The sequence below is a fragment of the Clostridium hominis genome, from assembly GCF_014287825.1.
GTDB lineage: Bacteria > Bacillota > Clostridia > Clostridiales > Clostridiaceae > Clostridium > Clostridium hominis.
This window is the reverse complement of record NZ_JACOOO010000041.1, coordinates 52,272-72,268: the sequence shown is the minus strand read 5'-3', so window position 1 is coordinate 72,268 and position 19,997 is coordinate 52,272. Positions and strand designations below refer to the sequence as shown.

The window sequence follows — 19,997 nt, the reverse complement described above, 5'->3', positions numbered from 1 at the left end:
CTTACTGTTTTTTTCCTATTTTTATTGTATTAATTACTGAATTTAATCATATGCAAAACTTTAGCAAACTATCAGATTTTGTTAAATATAAATTTCCAGTATTTTTATATAGTGTATTATTAATTTCAGTTCTATTTTTTGCAATACTTTTCTTTACAAAAAAGAGCCATATAGCAGTAGGTATTTTAAGCATAACTTTATATATACTTTCTACAGTAGAATATTTTAAATATACAACTAGTGGAACTCATCTAACTTTAAGTGACTTAGTTATGACTCAAAACATAGGGGATGTAGGAAAATTTGCTAAATTGAACTTCACTTGGCCTTTAATAATATGCTTAATATTAATTATTGGCTACATTGTCTTATGTAAAAAATACACCTTTAATCTTCCTTATACATTTAAAAGAAGATTCGTAACTAGTTCTGTATGTATTTTAATATTACTTTTAGGTATATTACTTCCAAAGCCTTCAACTAATATTTATGCTGCTTTTAATTTAGATAACGAAACATCAACAAATATATTTGCTATAAACGAGAGTTTCGATTCTAATGGTCTTATAGGATTTTTATCTCAGACAACCTCTAAAGAATTCACTTCAAAAGTTCGTAAGCCTGAGAACTATTCTGAAGAGCTTGTAAATAATACATTATCAGAAGTAAATACAACATCTGATAACTATAAAAAACCTAATGTAATTTTTATAATGTCTGAATCATTTGGAGATTTTAGAACTTTTGAATCTTCTTTTGATTTATCATATTATTATGAAAGTTTTGATCAAATTGCAAAAGAAAACTTTGTTGGTAACTGTGTAGTTCCTACTTTTGGTGGATATACTCCAAGAACTGAATTTGAATTATTATTTGGACTTCCTGTGTATTCTTTAAATACACCTTCAATACCTCATAATCTTTTAACTGATAGTAATCTTTCTAATTCTATACCATCTTACTTTAAAAGCTTAGGATATACTACAACTTATATCCACCCTTTTAGTGGTTCTTTCTATAGTAGAAATTCTATTTATGGAGGCTATGGATTTGATAATCTTTTCTTTGAAGAAGATATGGAAGATGAAAGTACTCGCTTTAAAAGATATATTGATGACTATTCAGTATTTGAAAAAATAAAGAAACAATTAAAACAAGATAATGGTCCAAGTTATATATTCACAACTACTATGCAGAATCATCAACCATATTATGACGATGAATCAACTGTAGATGTTACAGCTAATACAAATGAACTTGAATATTATCTTGAAGGTGTTAAGAAAACTTCCGATGATTTGAAGCAATTTTTAGAATGGTTAAATAATTTTGATGAAGATGTAATATTAGTTTTCGTTGGGGATCACTACCCTTTCTTTACTCCTACATCTGATATATATAGTCACTTTGGAATTAATTCTAATACTACAGAAAATTTATATAATCAAAAATATATACTTTATAATAACTATAACAAAGATTTTTCATATTTAAATGACCAAACAATATCAACATTCTATCTTCCATATGTTGTTATAGAGTCATTAGGAACATCTTTAGATAATTTCTCATCAACTATGATAAATCATATTGAAACAACACCAATATACTCTCCTAATATTCAAAGTATTAATAGTAGGGATACCATATTGGATGTGTTAACTTATGATAGAGTTGAAGGAGAAAACTACTCTAATAAACAAATTGTTCGCTAGACTCACAAAGAGAAATGTTGCCTTCGGCAAGAGAAATATGTAACTACAGTCACAGACAAATATTTTGCTTATGCAAAAGAGAAATCTATGTCTACGACAGAGATAAATATTGACTTATGCCAGGATAAATAAATGCCTACGGCATGAATCTTATATCTGCCGTAGGCATATTTCTCTACACTGAAAGTGTACATTTCTCTGACAAAGTCATATTTCTCTTAGCGTTAGCTAACATTTCTTGCGACCTTTTCTATCAATATTTTCCAATTAGTATCTCTTCGCATATCCACATCTCTTACAAAGCTCTTCAACTGCTTTTCTATTAGAAAATCCATTATAAATATCTTTGGCTCTCTTCGATGATATTATTTCTCCTAATGGAGTTTTAAATATATTTCCTAACGGAATATTTCCTTCGCTATCCAAACAACAAGGAACTACTGTCCCATCAACTAATATCCCAATCTGATCTCTTAATCCGTAACAGAATACTTCTACTTCTTCATTTACTAAATTTATATTTGGCCATTCAAACTTTTCAGCCATATTTACATATAAATTTTTTCTTACTTTTATTCCTGGCTTTTCTTGTAGCTTTTCTCCTAAACTAAAATCTATATTTAGTTCTTCTTCAAGAGTTTTTAATATATTACTATTTAAGCTATTACAAGCCTTTAATTCCTCTGTATCCATATTCCATAATCTTATAGAACAAATTATATTTGACTTGTTATTAGCTTCGTTTATAAAGTTAGTTATATTAGTTATATATTCTTCTAATGTCATCTTACTATCATTTGCCTCAAAGCTATGGAGAGATATATTAACTTGTCTTAATGCTTTAGACTTAAGTAACACTTCTTTAACATTATTAATCAAAGTACCATTCGTAGTTATATTAACCTTTAGTTTTGCCTCTTCACAAATTTCTAAAAACTTTTCTAAGTTTTTATTTAAAAATGGTTCTCCCATAAGATGAAAATATACATAATCAGTATATTGTTTTACATCATCAATTATTTTCTTAAAACTTTCTACATCCATAAATGTTAATTCTCTCTCGGTTTTAGGACAAAAGTTACAACTTAAATTGCATATATTGGTTGTTTCTATATAAACCTTTTTAAATCTTTTCATTAGTCTACCTCTATTAATTTAATCTATAATTATTACATTACCATAAAATATTAACTTTATCCAATGGTACACTTTTATTAACTATATCATATATTAATAAAGTTTCTATTCTCTATACTTTTTATTAAAGCTAAAGAATATATAATAATATAGCTTAATGGAGGTTATTATTTTATGAATAAAAAAAGATATGTAATTTTAACTTTTGTTATTATCGCTATTATCCTATGTTCGAACTCTCTTTACAGCATTAATAACTATGCTGACCCCATAGTAGCTGAAGATGATACTCTAGATACCGAAGTTCAAGAAAAATTTGATTTAGAGGAATTATATACTTTTGATTATGATTATAAAGATGGCTATATAAGATACTGTACAGAACATGCTATCTTTTATTCTCAATCTGATTACTTAAACGAAGATGAGATAAGAGAATTTGCAAAAAGAGTTGATACTGGGATTATAGAAATAGAAACATACTTAAATATGAAGTTAGATTCAGATCATTATATTAACTCTAGAATTTTTGTTAATATAAATGACTCTATGAATGAGCCTGAATTTAATAATGAAAATAATGATATAGAACATACTGCAATAATATCTGTAGATAATATAAAAGAAAAGAAAGCTCCATATATCCATGAACTAATCCACTTAATAGCATGGGAATATAGCTCTACATGGACAAAAGAAGGGTTAGCCATATATTTAAATGATATGTTTAATGGTGATCCTACTTATCCTAATAATGGCTATGATATCGATAAACTATCTCTTCAGTTTTATAATAATGGAACACTTGAAAGCCTGAAAGCTTTTGATTTACTTGGTGAAAATGGTTTTCCTAATTATGAAGATGTTGAAACTGAAAAAATATTTTATATATTTTCAGCATCATTTGTTAAATATATAGAAAATTCTATCGGAACAAATGACTTCATTGATATTTATAAAAGTTCAGATACTAAAAATTCCTTAGAAAATATAACGGGGAAAAGCATCCAAATATTAAAGGATGAATGGATAAATCATCTTAAATTAGAGGTAAAATAGTTAATTATAACTTTAGTAACTCTCTAAAAAGTACGGAAGGTTTTATAAAAATATATAACTTCCCGTACTTTTTAATCTTATATCTTATTTAATTTTAATGATTCTAATTTACTACAAATTTCTTCTAATGATTTATCTAAACTCATTTCAATAGCTGCTATTACAGCTCCTTCAACTAAAGCTGCATCGACTATTTTTATCTTCTCTCTTCCATCTACCTCAAAAGATTCTTGCACTAATTCTGCTGTTAGATAAGAGCTTCCTAAGTCAAATAAAACTAAAACTCCATCATCAGAATAAGTATCTTCTAAAGCAGTATATATCTTATTAAAATCATTTCCGAGTCTTCCATCAAAAGTTCCACCTACAGCCTCAATTTTAACTTCCTTAGCCATTTCTTGTGCTAATTCTTTTATTCCCTTTGCTAAATTCTCGCTATGAGATACAATCAAAAGTGATACCATAATTAGCTCCTTAATTCATTTACTGTATCAAATACAACTTCTAATATCATTAATGAAGATGTAGCCCCTGGATCTTGATGACCTATACTTCTATCTCCTAGATAGCTTGCTCTACCTTTCCTAGCAGCAATAAGCTTAGTATATTCAACTCCATTTCTAGCAGCTTCAACTGAATTCTTAAGAGTATTTAATTCAGATAAATTATTTTCTATACCATAGTTAACTTCATCATATGCTGGAATTAATGCATCCAACATAGTTTTATCACCTTTTTCACCTTTTCCTCTCATCTTAATTCCATCTATTGAAACTTTTAATATATCTCTAAAATCCTCCATTGTAATTTCTGTTTTTCCTTTTCCTAGCATTGAAGCTTTCATAAAAGCAGTTCCATAAAGTGGCCCAGATGCACCTCCAACACTAGATACAATAGCCATTCCTACTGTTTTAAATATTTCGCCCCAATCTTTAAAATCTCTATCCTTAATCTTCTCTTTTGCAACTCTAAACCCTTTATTTAAGTTTATGCCATGATCTCCATCTCCAATAGCTGCATCTAAGTCAGTTAAAAACTGCTTATGGTAAGCAATTTTGTTTTCTATTTTCTCAAAAGTATACAGTATCTCTTTTAATGTTAATCCCATAATGTTCACTCCTATTCTTAAAATTGTTTAAATGCAGGAGTATCAGCCTTTGCATCTAAAAGAACTTTTAATTCATCATCCAATTTTAATAAACTAATTGAAAAACCAGCCATTTCTATAGAAGTCATATATTCACCTAATATGGTTTTATAAATATTTATCTTCTTTTCTTCTAAAATCTTATTAACTTTTCTATTTATAATAAATTGTTCCATTAATGGAGTTCCACCTAATCCATTAACTAAAATGGCTACTTCATCACCTTTTGCTAAATTCATGTCAGCTAAAATCTTGTCCATTAAATGAGTAACAATCTCATCAGCAGTTTTTAACTCTTCCCTATGTGTGCCTGGCTCACCATGAATGCCCATACCTATTTCCATTTCATTTTCATCTAAAGTAAAATTCGGCTTACCTGCTGCTGGTACTGTACATGGTGTAAGTGCCATTCCCATACTTCTAACATTATTTATTACCTTTTCTGCTACAGCTTTAACTTCTTCTAGTGTTGCTCCTGTTTCTGCTTTAGCTCCTGCTAATTTGTGAACAAATATAGTACCTGCTATTCCTCTTCTTCCTATTGTCCATGTACTATTCTCAACTGCTACATCATCATCAACAATTACAGAATCAACCTTAATACCTTCCATTTCAGCCATTTCTTTGGCCATATCAAAATTCATAACATCTCCAGTGTAATTCTTGACTACTAATAATACTCCTGCATCATTTGCTACAGCTTTAATAGCCTCATAAACTTGATCTGGTGTTGGTGATGTAAATACAGCTCCTGCTACAGCTCCATCAAGCATTCCATATCCAACAAAACCACCATGAGATGGCTCATGTCCACTTCCACCACCACTTACTAAAGCAACTTTATCTAATTTACTATCTTTTCTAACTATCACATTAGCATTATCTAACTTCTTTACATATTGAGGATATGCATATGTCATACCTTCTAACATCTCTTCTACAACGTATTCAGGATCATTAATAACCTTTTTCATAATAATAACACTCCTTACCCATCTTACTTTCCCACTCTAATTAACTATTGGCTATATTAAATAATATTATTTTTTTTAGTACTTAATACCTAATTTAAATAATTTTAAACATTTACATCCCCTGTTTAACGTGAATAAAAAAAGTTGAAAGTTACTTTATATGCAACTTTCAACTTCATAAAAAACTATCTTTTATTAATTATTCTATCTACTAAGTTCTAATTTTAAAGGTATAAAAAATGTTTCTTCTTTTACATCACTTATAAATCCACCAATATTATATACGTCATTAAGTAACTTCATATTTATTACTTCTTCTGCTTTTCCTGAATTAATAACTCTACCCTCTTTCATCACTATTACATTATCGCTATATTTAATCGCTTGATTTATATCATGCAAGACCATAACAACTGTTAATTCCTCATATTTATTTAATTCCCTAACTAATTCAAGAATCTCTATCTGATGATAAATATCTAAATAAGTAGTAGGCTCATCTAAAAATAATATTTTACTTTTTTGAGCTAACGCCATAGCTATAAAAGCTCTTTGTCTTTCACCACCGGACATACTCATAACAGTTTTATTTTTAAAGTTTTCAAGGCCTGTTTTTTTAATAGCCCATTCTATTATTTCTTTATCATTATCGTTATTACCTTGGAAATACCTCTTATGTGGAATTCTTCCGTATGAAACTAGTTCCTGTACTGTTATATCGCTTGGTACATTATTTTGCTGATGAACTGTAGCTATTTCTTTAGCAATATATTTATGACTTAATGTCTTAAGATATTTTTCATTTATTATAATATCGCCTTTTTTAGGTTTATTTAGCCCCGCAAATATGCTAAGTAACGTTGATTTACCGCTTCCGTTAGGTCCTAATATAGTGGTTATCTTACCTTTTTCAATTTCAACATTTAAATTGTTTATAAATCTTTTATCTTTTTCATAAGAGAACTCTAAGTTCTTTGCTTTTATCATTACTTTAAGTCACTCCTTCTTAAAAGATATAGGAAAAATGGCGCCCCAAAAACACATGTTACTACTCCAACTGGTATTTCATTTGGCCTCATAGCCATTCTTCCAACTGTATCTGCAAATAATACTAAAAGCGCTCCAACTACTCCACTACAAGGAATTAAATATTTATGGTCTGAACCTACTACTATTCTACATATATGAGGTACAACTAATCCCACAAAAGATACTACTCCAGCTATAGCAGTTGAAATACTTGCTAAAAATACTGCAACTGCTGTAACTATAATCATATAAACATCTGAATTAAACCCTAAGCTTTTAGCATTTTTGCTTCCTAGAGCTAATATATTACATACCTTACTTAATGCTAAAGCTGATATTATTCCTATGACAGAATAAATAAGTATAATATGAACATTACTCCAATTAACAGTTGCTAAGCTCCCCATCATCCATTTTTGAATATTACTTGCACCTAAACCTGCACTTACTGTAATCATAGATGAAAATCCACCTAATAAAGCATTACAAGCTGCTCCAGCAAGTACTATTCTTATAGGTGATAACCCTTTCTTATACGCCATAAAATAGACCACTGAACAAGCTACTAATCCACCTAAGAAACCAAAAATAGGTCTAATTGTGGTAACATTGGGAATAAACACCATAAAGAAAACTGTGATTGCACAAGCACCTGAAGATATACCTGTTATATAAGGATCTGCTAGTGGATTTCTTATTACTGATTGTAATAAAACCCCTGATACTGCTAAATTAGCTCCAACTAAAACAGCTATAATAACTCTTGGCATTCTTAAATCTTTAATAATACCTATATTCCCCTCTGTTTGTCCTGAAAATAGTCCAGTTATAAGTTCTCCAAAAGTAATATTAATACTACCTACTTTTAATGATATTAATATGGTTGCTATTAACACTAAAAATATTGCTCCTATAAATACTATTTTAAATTTTTTATCTGAAACTTTCATATTTATTCTCCATAGTTGTGTACTATATCACTTAACATATCTAATCCTTCAATTACTTTTAAATTTGCACTCATTCCAAAATATGTATTGTCTAGATACACAACTTTCCCTTCTTTAACAGCATTAATTCTTTGCCAAGCCGAATCAGTAGCCATTTCTTTCTCTAAGGCAGCCTTTGTTTCATCTGGAAGAGCATGCACCATAACTAAAATCTTATCTGGATTAAGCATCGCTAAATCTTCCTTATTATAAGTAACAAATGATGTACTATCATCTTCAATTATATTTTTCCCACCAACTAATTCCAATAAGTTCCCAATATATGATTTTGATGTTGCTATCATAGTTGATCCAGGCGCTGCAAATAATATTAAAATTTCCTTCCCTTCTAAACCTTTAGCTTTATCACTTACTTCTTTTTCTTTATTTTCTATTTCACTTAATAATGAAGTTGCTTCCTCAGTTTTATTAAATCTTTCTCCCAAAGTAGTTACTGCTTCCTTTAATCCTTCTAAACTTTCTAACGAAACAAACTCACTTGGAATATTGTTTTGTGTAAATAACTCTATATAATCAACTCCTAAAGTATCTACTGATACTACTACTGTTGGATTTAACGATTTTATTATCTCTAAATCTGGATTCATTGGAGCTCCAACCTCTGTTGCACCTTCTGTACTTTCAGGTAATTCATATGATGTTTTTGGAACTCCTGATACCTTTACTCCTAAGGCATCTAAAATTTCTGTAACTGCAACAGAAGTTGCAACCACTACTTCTTCACCATTACTTTCTAATAAAACATTTGAATTTTCTTTTTTTCCACAACTAACTAGTGAAAATATCATTATCCCACTAATAATTAAAGACATAATATTTTTATATTTCATAATTAATAACCTTCCTAAATTACCTAAATAACTTATTATCTTTTCTTAAATTTTATAAGTATTACTATTCCACCTATTAAAACAACAAGTATAGCTATAGCGACTCCTAAAGTAGCTATTATCTTACCTGTACTGACAGTTGTTGCTCTTGAAACAGCTTCTACCTCTCCACTTTCTGCCCCTATAAATTCAGAAGAATCTAGTGAATTTTCCTCTTCAATAACCTCTTCCTCTATAGGCTCCACTAAAGTTAAAGTATCCATCTTAGGAATAACCTTAAACTCTACATCTCTTTCCATAGGCGCTACATAAATAATAGCATCCATATCTGCATCCACTTTATCAACCTCAACTTTAAGACTTACTATTCCCTCTTCATTATTATCTTCAATAACTTCTACTGGAACTTCTTCACCATTAATCTTTATTCTATAGTTTTCCATATACTCACTTCCTGAAAAACTAATAGTATAAACTGTGCTATCTCTTCTAACTTCAACAGACATTATTGGTACTAAATAGCTTCTAGACATTGCCATACCTGTTTCCGACTCATGATAGACATCATTTTCTAATTCATATATACCACTTGCAATATCATTTTCTGTTGCAAATGTAGTTTTATTTCCTAATGTAAAAAACACTCCTAAAGCCATTACAGCTACTAATATATTTTTAAATTTATCTAATATTTTCATAATCTTTCTCCTTAATAATTAATGGGAGGTAAATAAATAGCTCACTATTTTCTTTACCTCCACCATTTTAATCTCTTACTTTCTTTTTCTAATTAAAACTGCACCTGCCGAAGTTAAAATCAATCCTAGTCCTGCTACTGCTGCAGAGCTTGTCGCAGCCCCTGTATTTGGTAATGTTTCTACTGTATACTCTTTAATAAATGTTAATGTATCAACTAATAATTCTACTCCGAACTCAACCTCTCTTGACATTGGAACTATATACACTTTAACCTTAATATCATCTGTTAAGCTGGAAACAGCAAATCTTATATTAGTTTCATCTCCATTTGTAGTTCTTGTTACTGTTACTGCACTACCATTTACATATATCACATGATTTTGCATAAAATCTGATCCAGCAAATGTTAATGTAACATAATATTGACCTTCTATTTCTTCAACCTTTGAAGTAGCATTTAAATATTTTCTTGCCATGGCTACTCCTGTTTCACTTGTATGAGTAACGTTATTTTGAATGGAATATAATTTTCCAACAGTTATTTGTGGTTCTTCTTCCTTTTTTGTATCTTCTGATGTTCCTGAAGTTTGTCCACCTTGTGTATCTCCTTCAGTTGTACCACCTGTTGTATCATCAGTAGTTCCATCTGTTATTCCTTCATCATCATTGTCCACTTCTACTAATGTTTCTTGTAATACTTTAAGTCCAAAAGAAATTCTCATTCCACTCATAGCACTAATTTTAGCTGATATTTCTATTGAATCATCTAAGCTTCCTAATTCAAAACTTAAACCACTTGAAGCTGTTCTTATATATTTACTTTCAACTTCTTTACCATTTACATACACTATGATATCATTCATCTGCGCTAACCCAAAGTCAGTAAATGTTATAATTGCACGGTATTTTTCACCTATCTTTTCTATTTTCATATCTTCAGATAAAGCCTGTCTAGCCATTGCCTTACCAGCTTCACTAGTAGAAGTTATTTCATTTTTGGCTGTATAAGTTTTATCTGTTTGAGCTTCTCCATCATAGTCTGAATCTGTGCCTCCTGAAGGTTTTTGTGTTGCTCCTGTACTTCCATCAACATCTCCGCTACCTGTATTTCCAGAATTATCATTATCAGGTGTTTCTGGTTTCACAATAGGATTGTCTATATCACCATCTTCAACCTTTATTAATTCTCCATTGTGTAATATCTCCATATCTACTGTGTGTAATCCACCTGGAGCAATAAACTCTGGTATAAATTCATTATAATAAGTTAGGTTAACAGTGATTCTTGAATATAATAAATCTATTGATCCAATATCAAAGCTTATACTTTTTTCATCATTTGTATTAACCTCTACTTCTTCGCCATTTATAGTAATGTAATTTATTTTTCTTACTGTATCAGTTTCTAACTCTAAATCAGTATACTTTAAAGTTACAGTTATTTTGTCATCTTTTACTGTTACAATAGAATTTGTATCTATGCAATCCCTAATTCCACTGTTATCAGTAGTTCCTACCTTAAATGTATCATTTGTTATCTTGTAAGTTCCATTCGCTAAAACTTGTGGAGTCTCTGGTTTTACACTATCATTCTCTTCAATCTTTACTAATTCTCCACTATGCACTATTTCCATGTCTACTGTGTGTAATCCCCCTGGAGCAATAAACTCTGGTATAAATTCATTATAATAAGTTAGATTAACAGTAATTCTTGAATTTAATACATCTATTGATTCAATTTCAAAGCTTATGCCTTCTTCATCATTTCTCTTAATAGCTATTTCTTTATCATTTATAGTAATACAATTTATTGTTCTTACTGTATTAGTTTCTAACTCTAAATCAGTATATTTTAAAGTTACAGTTATTTTTCCGTCTTCTACTGTTACAATGGATGTTGTATCTATATAGTCTCTAATCCCGCTGTTATCAGTAGTTCCTACCTTAAATGCATCATTTGTTATTTCATAAGTTCCATTAGCTAAAACTTCTGGTGTTACTTCTGGAACACTAGTTGATGCTTTCGATATCCCATCTATATTATTTATAGTAGAAGCCTTAACAACTACTCCTGGAGACCCTAAAACTGTTGTTGACACCATTATTACTGCTAAAAGTCCAGTTATTTTTTTTCTTAACATTGTATATTCCCCCTAAAATTTATTTATACTATTTGACATTTTGCTAATTCTATTTCATAATTGATACTGATTATCACTTCCATTTAATAATAACATACTATTTTTAGAGAATTTTTAACTATATTTATATTTTTTAAAACTATATTTAGTTAATAAATAAAAGTATCATTTTATTCGGAGGACAACTATGCTTATACCTATTACAAATCCATTATCGGATTTTTTTACTATTTTTAAAGTTCCTACTTTAATGTTAAATAATAATTTTGAAATTTTATATTCTTGTAATCAAAATATAAAATCTAATAACAAGAAATATATCTCTTTAGCTATAGAACATTTAAACAATTACGAATTTGCTCCAGGAAATATAACTATAAATATTGATGATAAAATTCAATTCACATCAATTCAGTTTTATCATTACTCAAATACTCCTACTCATATACTTATAGGTCCTTACATACTTGGTAATATTAATTATAATAACAGTTTAGTTCCTTTAATAAGTGAAGATAACCTATCTACCTTAATACAGATGTATAATTTCATTATAAGCAGTAAGCAATGTACTAAATCTACTAATGAAATAACAATTAAATCCCCTTGCGTATCTAGGGCTCTTGAATATATTGAAAATAACTATACAAATGAAATATCCATAAATGAGCTTTGTTCAGAACTTAACATTAATAAATGCTATTTTTGTAGTATTTTTAAAAAGGAAGTTGGTACAACATTTATTAACTATTTAAATGAATATAAAGTAGAAAAAAGCAAAGACTTACTAAAAAACTCTAATTTATCCCTGCTTGATATTGCCATTTCTGTTGGTTTTAATAATCAAAGCTATTACAGTAAAGTATTTAAAAAGATTACTTCAAAAACTCCTATTGAGTTTAGAAATGAATTGTTAAACTCTTGAATATTAATCTAATAAACTTAACTATTCATTGTATTAATAAAAAAGCCCCACTAAATATATAATCTAGTGGGGGTTAAATTCTCTATCTTACTTTGTTTAATAAATTTAATTATTATCTATATGTTTCTAAATAAATAGTTATCTATGTTTATCATCTAAGTCAATAAGACCTAATAATTTAAGTATCTCAACTGCAATATTTCTCTCTTCACCTTTATATGGATAAGAGTGAATATGTATTGCTGGATTAAAGTTTAATTCTATTATTGCATATGATGAATCTTCATCCTTATAATCATCTATCATCATATCAACGCCACATATTTTAGCCTTTACTGCCTTAGTAGCTTTTACTGCTATATCTTTAAACTTTTGAGGAATATTATCAGTATAATCTATACTATCTCCCCCTGTACTTATATTAGAATTTTCTCTTAAATAAACTATCTCATCAACTCTTGGAATATAGTTAAAATCTATGCCTCTTTGCTTTAAGAAAAGCTCTGCATTTTTATCTAATATAATCTTTTCTAAAGGAGTTTTATATCCCTTTCCTCTAAGAGGGTCTTCATTTTTAATCTCAACTAGTTCAGATATAGTCTTTATACCATCTCCTACTACATTGGCTGGAACTCTGTGTAATATTCCAAGCACCTTATCTCCTACTACTAAAAATCTATACTCTTTACCTTTTATGAACTCTTCAATTAAAACAGTTTTATCATTTTCAAAAGCTATTTCAAAAGCTTTTATCATATCGTCTTTACTTGCACCTTCTGTAAATATCGCTACCCCAATACCAAAGTTTGTTGACTTTGGCTTAATAACTATTGGTTTGCCTATGAATTTAGAGCTCTTACTAATTGCTTCTTCTAGCGAACTATACTCTTCACCTTTTGGTACTTTTATATTATTGTCTTCTAAAACTTTTTTAGTAACTACTTTATTTTCCATAATTAAAATAGTTACATAATTATCTTTTGAAGTTTTGGTAGCTTGAACTACATATTCTTTTTTATCACATTTTTTTAAGGATATAAAGTTTTCACTTCTATCTAAAACTTCAACTTTTATTCCTCTCTTAATAGCTTCCTTCATTAATATTTGAGTTGATAACTCTAAATCTTCATATCCTTCAAGTTTGAATCTATTTTTATATGATATTTCCTTATACTCTTTAGCTAAGTTTAAATTTGCATCTACAAATCCTTCCTCTTTAACTTTTTCAAGCATTCTATAAGCATAAGTCAGCTTAAAATCTTCTACTTTTTTCATCATATTTAAAATAGTAGTATCAGGTATTAAATTTAACTCATCATTTATATTTTTAATATAAGTTAATATCTCTAAAGCCCATTCTTCCTTAGTTATACCTTTTCCATCCTTCTTTAATGTAATATTACTTAATCCAAATTCAGCAATTAGTTTTTGATTTTCTAATGCTTCCTCTTGCCATGTTTCATAACTACTTTCTTCTTTTACTAATAAAAATATATTAAATAACTCTAGGAATTTTAAATCTTCTAATCCTATTCCACCTTTTTCAAATGGATTAACATCTAGACTTCTATATTCTAGATACTTTATTCCGTCCTTTTTTAAAGATTCTAGGAAATTATCTATATCTGCAGCCTTTAATCTCACTTGACTATATAGTTCTTTATGACTTTCTAAAACTTTATCTTTAACAAAGGTATTCATACTATCAACATATTCATTAACAGAATCATAGTTAGGATAAAGATCTATATTATTTTTATATCCATACTGACTATTTCTATAGGATAACGCACCATCATTATAATATGTATCTTCATTTAATTTATTTAAGCTTTCTACATATTCTTTTTCAAAACTATCATGAATAACATTTGATCCACATAAAAGATAAATTATTAACCATCTATATCTTAAATAATTTCTAACGAGCTTTAAATAAACATTATCTTTAAATTCCCTAAATGACTCTGACGTACCTATACTATTATGAAGCTCTACTAAAAACTCATCTTGGAAAGAAAAATTATAATGAATTCCTGATATTAATTGTCTCTTTCCACCATACTTTTTCATTAATTGCTCTCTATATCTTCTTGCATTAATTCCAATAGGGCACTCACAGAATTCTGCAATAGGAATTTCTTTATCCTCTGGTAAAATACAAGGCATAGATATTGGCCATAAATATTCATCACCAATTTCTTGAGCTACAATATCATAAAGTACATTTGTAAACTTATAACATTCTTCTACTGTATTGAATGTTGGTGTAATTACTTCTATTTGGCTTTCGGAAAAATCTGTTGTTATATATGTATTACATATCTTTTTTTCGAAAACCTTTGGGTGTGGAGTTAACGCTAGTTTTCCGTCCTTAGTTACTCTCAATCCTTCCCTCTCAATACCATAGCATCCTATTTCTTTATTATTTATCATTATATCTTTAATTTTATCTAACATATTTATACTCCTTGCTTACCTTAAACTTATAAATTAAATAAGCTGATGCTCCTTTTAAAATACTTGATATAGCTATACTCCACCATATCCCATTTATCCCATAACTCTTCATTAATATTAACGCCATAGGAATCCTTAACACCGTAAACAATATACTTATTGTTGCTGGTATCTTCGGTTTTCCAAGCCCTGTAAACAATCCATTTGATACCATTTCTATTGTACTAAAAACTTGTGAATAAGCTACAGCCTGTAAATATCCATAAGCTATTAAACTTGTATCTACATCTCTTATAAATAGTTTTATTATTGGCTCTTTAAATAATATAAATATTAAAGACATCAATAAAGAATAAACTATCCCAATTATTAACGCAGTATTATATCCTTCGCTTATTCTTTTAAATTTATTAGCTCCAAAGTTTTGTCCTGTAAAACTAGCTATAGCTCCATTCAATCCACCTATAACCATATAGGTTATAGATTCAATCTGTAACCCTATTTTCTGAGCTGCTATAGCATTTGTACCAAAAACTGCGATAATTCTTGCTAATATTATGTTTACAACCGTAAATAGTATTCTCTGAAATGCCATAGGAAATCCTAATATTGCCACTTCTTTTACTTTTTCATAATCTAACTTTATAGATTTATCATATTTTAATAATCCTTTAGCTTTGATCTTATATAATATATACATTATTATATTGGCAATTAAAGTAGCAAAAGCTGCTCCAATAACCCCTAATTTCAAAGTATAAATAAATATAGGATCTAAAACTATGTTTACTATTATACCTACTGCGTTAATCTTTAAAGCCTCACTATTATTCCCAAAACTTCCGAAAATCCTTGAGTAAAGAAAATTGAAAAATGAAAAAAATAATATTGGTCCATTTATCGCAAGGTAATGATACGAATCTCTTTCAACTCTAGGATTACCTAGATTTAAAAATCCTATAAAATTCTTTCCTAAAAATATTAAAATTAAAGCATATATTATTGCTATAAAAAAATTAATAGCTATTCCAGTATTAATATATTCTTTTACATTACTATTATCTTTCCTACCTATAGCATGCGATATCTTTATCCCAGCGCCTATAACAACTAAGGAATTTATTGAATATCCAAGTCCAACAAAAAAGCTTGATGATCCAATACTTGCTACAGCATCACTACCGAGTCCCCCAACCCAAAGCATATCAATAAGATTATATGTAAATTGTAATAAGGAACTTCCCATTATCGGAACTGCTAATGCAGTAAGTACTACTAGCACTTTTCCTTTAGTTAGATCAACTTTCCTCATCTTTCCTCCATAATTAATTATTTTTATCTACTTACTATCTTTTAACACTACTATTTCCTCTAAAAACTTAACTAATTCATCTGTATTTTGTTCTATTAAACTATAATGATTCCAAGTTCCTGCTTTTCTTGAATATACTAACCCACACTCAATTAATACCTTCATATGATGAGATAATGTAGGTTGTGTAAAATCAAAATGCTTTAATAATTCACAGGCACACCTTTCACCATCAGATAATATATGTAGAATCTTCAACCTATTTTGATCGCTTAGAGCTTTAAATACTTTAGCATTTTTTTCATATATCTCTTTCATAGCTCCTCCTATATAGATACTTATCTATGTATTCAATATAGTTTACATCTTTTCTATTGTCAATATACAAAGCTTAACTAATATTTTTTTATTTTTTAATTATAATCTATTAGCTTTTATTTGCTCTGTTTTACTTATACTTGTAATATCACCTTCTTATTAATAACTATTATTTTTTAATATTAATTGTAATTTTTCCTTTTAAACCCTCATATTATAAAATATAAATATTTTCTCCCTTAAATGTATTGATTTTATGTTACAAACTATTACAATAATTATCAACTAAATAAAAGGAGGCATATTAAATGCCTCCCATAAATTATTATTAACTTATTACTATCTAAATATTCCTGAGCAAACTAACCAATTAAATAACTGTGCTGCTATTATAGCACCAACTATTGGCCCAACAACTGGTATCCATGCATATCCCCAATCAGAATCTCTTTTACCTTTTAAAGGTAAAACTGCATGAGCTATTCTAGGAGCTAAATCTCTTGCAGGGTTAATAGCGTAACCTGTAGTACCACCTAAACAGATACCTATTACCCAAATAATAGCTATAACACCTAGTACACTTAAACCTGGAGCCATTTCTGTTTGGCCAATACCTAATATAGCAAATACTAAGAAGAATGTAGCTATAATTTCACATAACAAATTAGTAACTGTGTTTCTTATAGCAGGTCCAGTTGCAAATACACCTAACTGAGAATCAGGATCTGATTGATTGAAATGATCTTTGTATTGAACATAAACTAAGCAAGCGCCTAAGAAACCACCTATCATTTGAGCAGCAATGTATAATGGAACATCAGCCCAAGCAAATTGTCCAATAGTAGCAAGTCCAATAGTTAAAGCTGGGTTAAAATGAGCTCCAGATGCAGTAAATATAAATGCATTTACTCCAACTGCCATTGCCCAACCAGTAGTAATAACAATCCATCCTGAGTTATTACCTTTAGTTCCCTTTAGTACAACGTTCGCAACAACACCATCACCAAGTAAAACTAAAAACATTGTGCCTAGTAATTCAAGTACGAAGTTATTCATAAATAATTCCTCCTAAATATATTAAATTTATTTAGCCCAACCTAAAGACCTATTAACAGCCTCATGCCATCCAGCCAATAATTCCTCTCTCTTTTCATCTTCCATTGCAGGAGTAAACTCTCTTGAAACTGCCCAGTTCTTAGAAACTTCTTCTTTATTTGCCCAATATCCAACTGCAAGTCCTGCTAAATATGCAGCACCTAAAGCTGTAGTTTCTATAACTTCTGGTCTATGAACTTCAACTCCTAATACATCTGATTGGAATTGCATTAAGAAGTTATTAGCACATGCTCCACCATCAACTTTAAGTGCAGCAAGCTTAATTCCTGAATCCTCTTCCATAGCCTTTAATACATCACAAGTTTGATAAGCTAGAGATTCTAAAGCAGCTCTTATAAAGTGTTCTTTCTTAGTTCCTCTAGTTAATCCAACTATAGTTCCTCTTGCATATTGATCCCAATATGGTGCTCCAAGTCCTACGAAAGCAGGTACTAAATATACACCATTTGTATCTTCAACAGCTTCAGCATATCTTTCTGATTCCGGAGAAGTCTTTATCATTCTTAATTCATCTCTTAACCATTGAATAGTAGCACCTGCTACAAATATACTTCCTTCTAAAGCATATTCAACTTTCCCATCAATTCCCCAAGCTATAGTTGTTAATAATCCATTTTTAGATTCAACAGCACTCTCTCCAGTATTCATTAACATAAAGCATCCAGTGCCGTAAGTATTCTTAGCTGTACCAGGAGTATGACAAACTTGTCCAAATAAAGCGGCTTGTTGATCTCCAGCAGCTCCAGCTATAGGAATTGCTCCACCTAATATTCCATTTGCTGTATATCCATAAACGCAGCTAGATGGCTTAGGAGTTGGTAGCATTGATTCTGGTATATTAAATTTTTCTAATATTTCTTTGTCCCAAGCCACATCATGAATATTAAATAATAATGTTCTAGACGCATTTGAGTAATCGGTTACATGAACCTTACCACCAGTTAAATTCCATATTAACCATGTATCTATGTTTCCGAATAAAAGATTTCCTTTTTCAGCTTCTTCTCTAACCCCTTCAACATTATCAAGAATCCATTTTACCTTTGATCCTGAAAAATATGCATCAGCTATTAACCCAGTTTTTTCTCTTAAAACCTTATCATACCCTTCAGCTTTCAACTCATCTATATATCCAGCAGTTCTTCTGCATTGCCAAACTATAGCATTATATACAGGCTTACCAGTGTTTTTATCCCAAACAACTGTTGTTTCTCTTTGGTTTGTAATACCTATAGCAGCTATATCTTCTGCTTTTGCACCAATCTTAGCCATAGCTTCTTCTGCCACACCTATCTGAGTTGCCCAAATTTCCATCGCATCATGTTCAACCCATCCAGCTTTAGGATAAATTTGAGTAAACTCCTTTTGAGCTACACTTTCAATAAGCCCCTGTTTGTTGAATAGTATACATCTTGAACTAGTTGTACCTTGGTCTAAAGCCATAACATATTTTGCCATAATTAATTCCCCCTATTTTTCAATAATTTTTAATATATTAGCTTAAAAATCCCATAAATCTCTAGATGATGTAGAGACACCAAGTACTCCAGCTGCTAAAGCTTTAACTGCATCTTTTTGACTATATATAAGTCCACCTGTTATAAGTGGTTGACTTACTCTATTCTTTATTAGCTCAACAGCTTTATAAGCTATACCAGGTAATATTTCTATAGCATCTGGCTTTATAGTTTTTGCTATACTTACTCCAGTTTCTATTGATACTGAATCTAATATAAATAATCTTTGTATCGTAAATAATCCTAAATTTTTTGCATGTTTTAATACATGACTATTAGTAGATATTATTCCATGAGGTTTAACTTTTTCTTTTATAAACTCTATTCCAAACTTATCTCCTCTTAACCCTTCTATCATATCTAAATTTACAAATACGATTTTGTCATTTATTTTAAGTTCATTACATATCTCTTGAATATTTATTATATTTCCATATAATACAAATACCATCTTTACATCACAGTTTATAACGTTTTGGAAATCCTTTTCATTCCTGATAGCTCCAATTACAGGATTATCACTTAAGACTTCAGAAAAGTTTATCATTTTCTCATCTCCCCTCATAATAATAATTATGATTTTGTAATTTACTATATAACTAAATTAT

Annotated in this window: 18 protein-coding genes; 3 read left to right on the top strand and 15 right to left on the bottom strand. The window is 29.4% G+C overall.

Annotated features, from left to right (window positions below):
- Positions 1-1,715: LTA synthase family protein (locus H8S20_RS17325; RefSeq protein ID WP_207725350.1), on the top strand; the 1,715-nt coding region annotated here is incomplete at its 5' end.
- Positions 1,716-1,982: 267 nt separating this feature from the next.
- Here the strand turns inward: H8S20_RS17325 and H8S20_RS17320 are convergent.
- Positions 1,983-2,852: a radical SAM/SPASM domain-containing protein gene (locus tag H8S20_RS17320; protein ID WP_186860888.1), complete on the bottom strand. Its 870-nt coding sequence runs from the start codon at positions 2,850-2,852 to the stop codon at positions 1,983-1,985.
- 174 nt (positions 2,853-3,026) lie between these two features.
- Between H8S20_RS17320 and H8S20_RS17315 the strand changes: the two genes are divergently transcribed.
- A complete protein-coding gene (locus H8S20_RS17315) occupies positions 3,027-3,911 on the top strand; it encodes a hypothetical protein (protein WP_032119309.1) in 885 nt (294 codons plus the stop codon).
- Positions 3,912-3,988: 77 nt separating this feature from the next.
- Here the strand turns inward: H8S20_RS17315 and dhaM are convergent, their stop codons facing one another.
- The 8 genes from dhaM to H8S20_RS17275 all read right to left on the bottom strand — a co-directional run bounded on the left by dhaM (position 3,989) and on the right by H8S20_RS17275 (position 11,741).
- Complete coding sequence (gene dhaM, locus H8S20_RS17310; protein ID WP_186860887.1) at positions 3,989-4,375, bottom strand: dihydroxyacetone kinase phosphoryl donor subunit DhaM; 387 nt, start codon at positions 4,373-4,375, stop codon at positions 3,989-3,991.
- Positions 4,376-4,377: 2 nt separating this feature from the next.
- Entirely contained in the window at positions 4,378-5,019 is a 642-nt protein-coding gene (gene dhaL, locus H8S20_RS17305) for a dihydroxyacetone kinase subunit DhaL (RefSeq protein ID WP_032119311.1), read from the bottom strand.
- A gap of 17 nt (positions 5,020-5,036) precedes the next feature.
- Positions 5,037-6,032 carry a dihydroxyacetone kinase subunit DhaK gene (gene dhaK, locus H8S20_RS17300; protein ID WP_186860886.1) on the bottom strand — a complete coding sequence of 332 codons (996 nt, stop codon included), beginning with the start codon at positions 6,030-6,032 and terminating at the stop codon, positions 5,037-5,039.
- A 204-nt stretch (positions 6,033-6,236) separates the two neighbouring features.
- Positions 6,237-7,019, bottom strand: coding sequence for an ABC transporter ATP-binding protein (locus tag H8S20_RS17295; RefSeq protein ID WP_186860885.1), 783 nt, complete (start codon positions 7,017-7,019; stop codon positions 6,237-6,239).
- Positions 7,019-8,011, bottom strand: coding sequence for a FecCD family ABC transporter permease (locus H8S20_RS17290; RefSeq protein WP_032119314.1), 993 nt, complete (start codon positions 8,009-8,011; stop codon positions 7,019-7,021). The genes H8S20_RS17295 and H8S20_RS17290 overlap by 1 nt, the downstream gene beginning before the upstream one ends.
- 2 nt (positions 8,012-8,013) lie before the next feature.
- Positions 8,014-8,901: a heme ABC transporter substrate-binding protein IsdE gene (isdE, locus tag H8S20_RS17285; protein WP_186860884.1), complete on the bottom strand. Its 888-nt coding sequence runs from the start codon at positions 8,899-8,901 to the stop codon at positions 8,014-8,016.
- Positions 8,902-8,936: 35 nt separating this feature from the next.
- Entirely contained in the window at positions 8,937-9,599 is a 663-nt protein-coding gene (locus H8S20_RS17280; RefSeq protein ID WP_186860883.1) for an NEAT domain-containing protein, read from the bottom strand.
- A gap of 75 nt (positions 9,600-9,674) precedes the next feature.
- Entirely contained in the window at positions 9,675-11,741 is a 2,067-nt protein-coding gene (locus H8S20_RS17275) for an NEAT domain-containing protein (RefSeq protein ID WP_186860882.1), read from the bottom strand.
- 187 nt (positions 11,742-11,928) lie between these two features.
- On the opposite strand from H8S20_RS17275, the gene H8S20_RS17270 reads away from it, so the two are divergent.
- Positions 11,929-12,666, top strand: a complete 738-nt coding sequence (locus H8S20_RS17270; RefSeq protein WP_186860881.1) for a helix-turn-helix domain-containing protein — start codon at positions 11,929-11,931, stop codon at positions 12,664-12,666.
- 138 nt (positions 12,667-12,804) lie between these two features.
- On the opposite strand, the gene gshAB is transcribed toward H8S20_RS17270, so the two are convergent.
- The 6 genes from gshAB to H8S20_RS17240 all read right to left on the bottom strand — a co-directional run bounded on the left by gshAB (position 12,805) and on the right by H8S20_RS17240 (position 19,936).
- Entirely contained in the window at positions 12,805-15,126 is a 2,322-nt protein-coding gene (gene gshAB / locus H8S20_RS17265; protein WP_186860880.1) for a bifunctional glutamate--cysteine ligase GshA/glutathione synthetase GshB, read from the bottom strand.
- Positions 15,116-16,438, bottom strand: a complete 1,323-nt coding sequence (locus H8S20_RS17260) for an MATE family efflux transporter (RefSeq protein ID WP_032119319.1) — start codon at positions 16,436-16,438, stop codon at positions 15,116-15,118. Before H8S20_RS17260 ends, gshAB begins: the two co-directional genes overlap by 11 nt.
- Positions 16,439-16,465: 27 nt before the next feature.
- Positions 16,466-16,756, bottom strand: a complete 291-nt coding sequence (locus H8S20_RS17255) for an ArsR/SmtB family transcription factor (RefSeq protein ID WP_186860879.1) — start codon at positions 16,754-16,756, stop codon at positions 16,466-16,468.
- 339 nt (positions 16,757-17,095) lie between these two features.
- Positions 17,096-17,812 (bottom strand): MIP/aquaporin family protein, encoded by a 717-nt coding sequence (locus tag H8S20_RS17250; RefSeq protein ID WP_032119321.1) that lies wholly within the window; start codon positions 17,810-17,812, stop codon positions 17,096-17,098.
- Positions 17,813-17,839: 27 nt separating this feature from the next.
- Complete coding sequence (glpK, locus tag H8S20_RS17245) at positions 17,840-19,330, bottom strand: glycerol kinase GlpK (protein ID WP_186860878.1); 1,491 nt, start codon at positions 19,328-19,330, stop codon at positions 17,840-17,842.
- A gap of 42 nt (positions 19,331-19,372) precedes the next feature.
- A complete protein-coding gene (locus tag H8S20_RS17240) occupies positions 19,373-19,936 on the bottom strand; it encodes a glycerol-3-phosphate responsive antiterminator (RefSeq protein ID WP_032119323.1) in 564 nt (187 codons plus the stop codon).
- Positions 19,937-19,997: the final 61 nt, after the last annotated feature.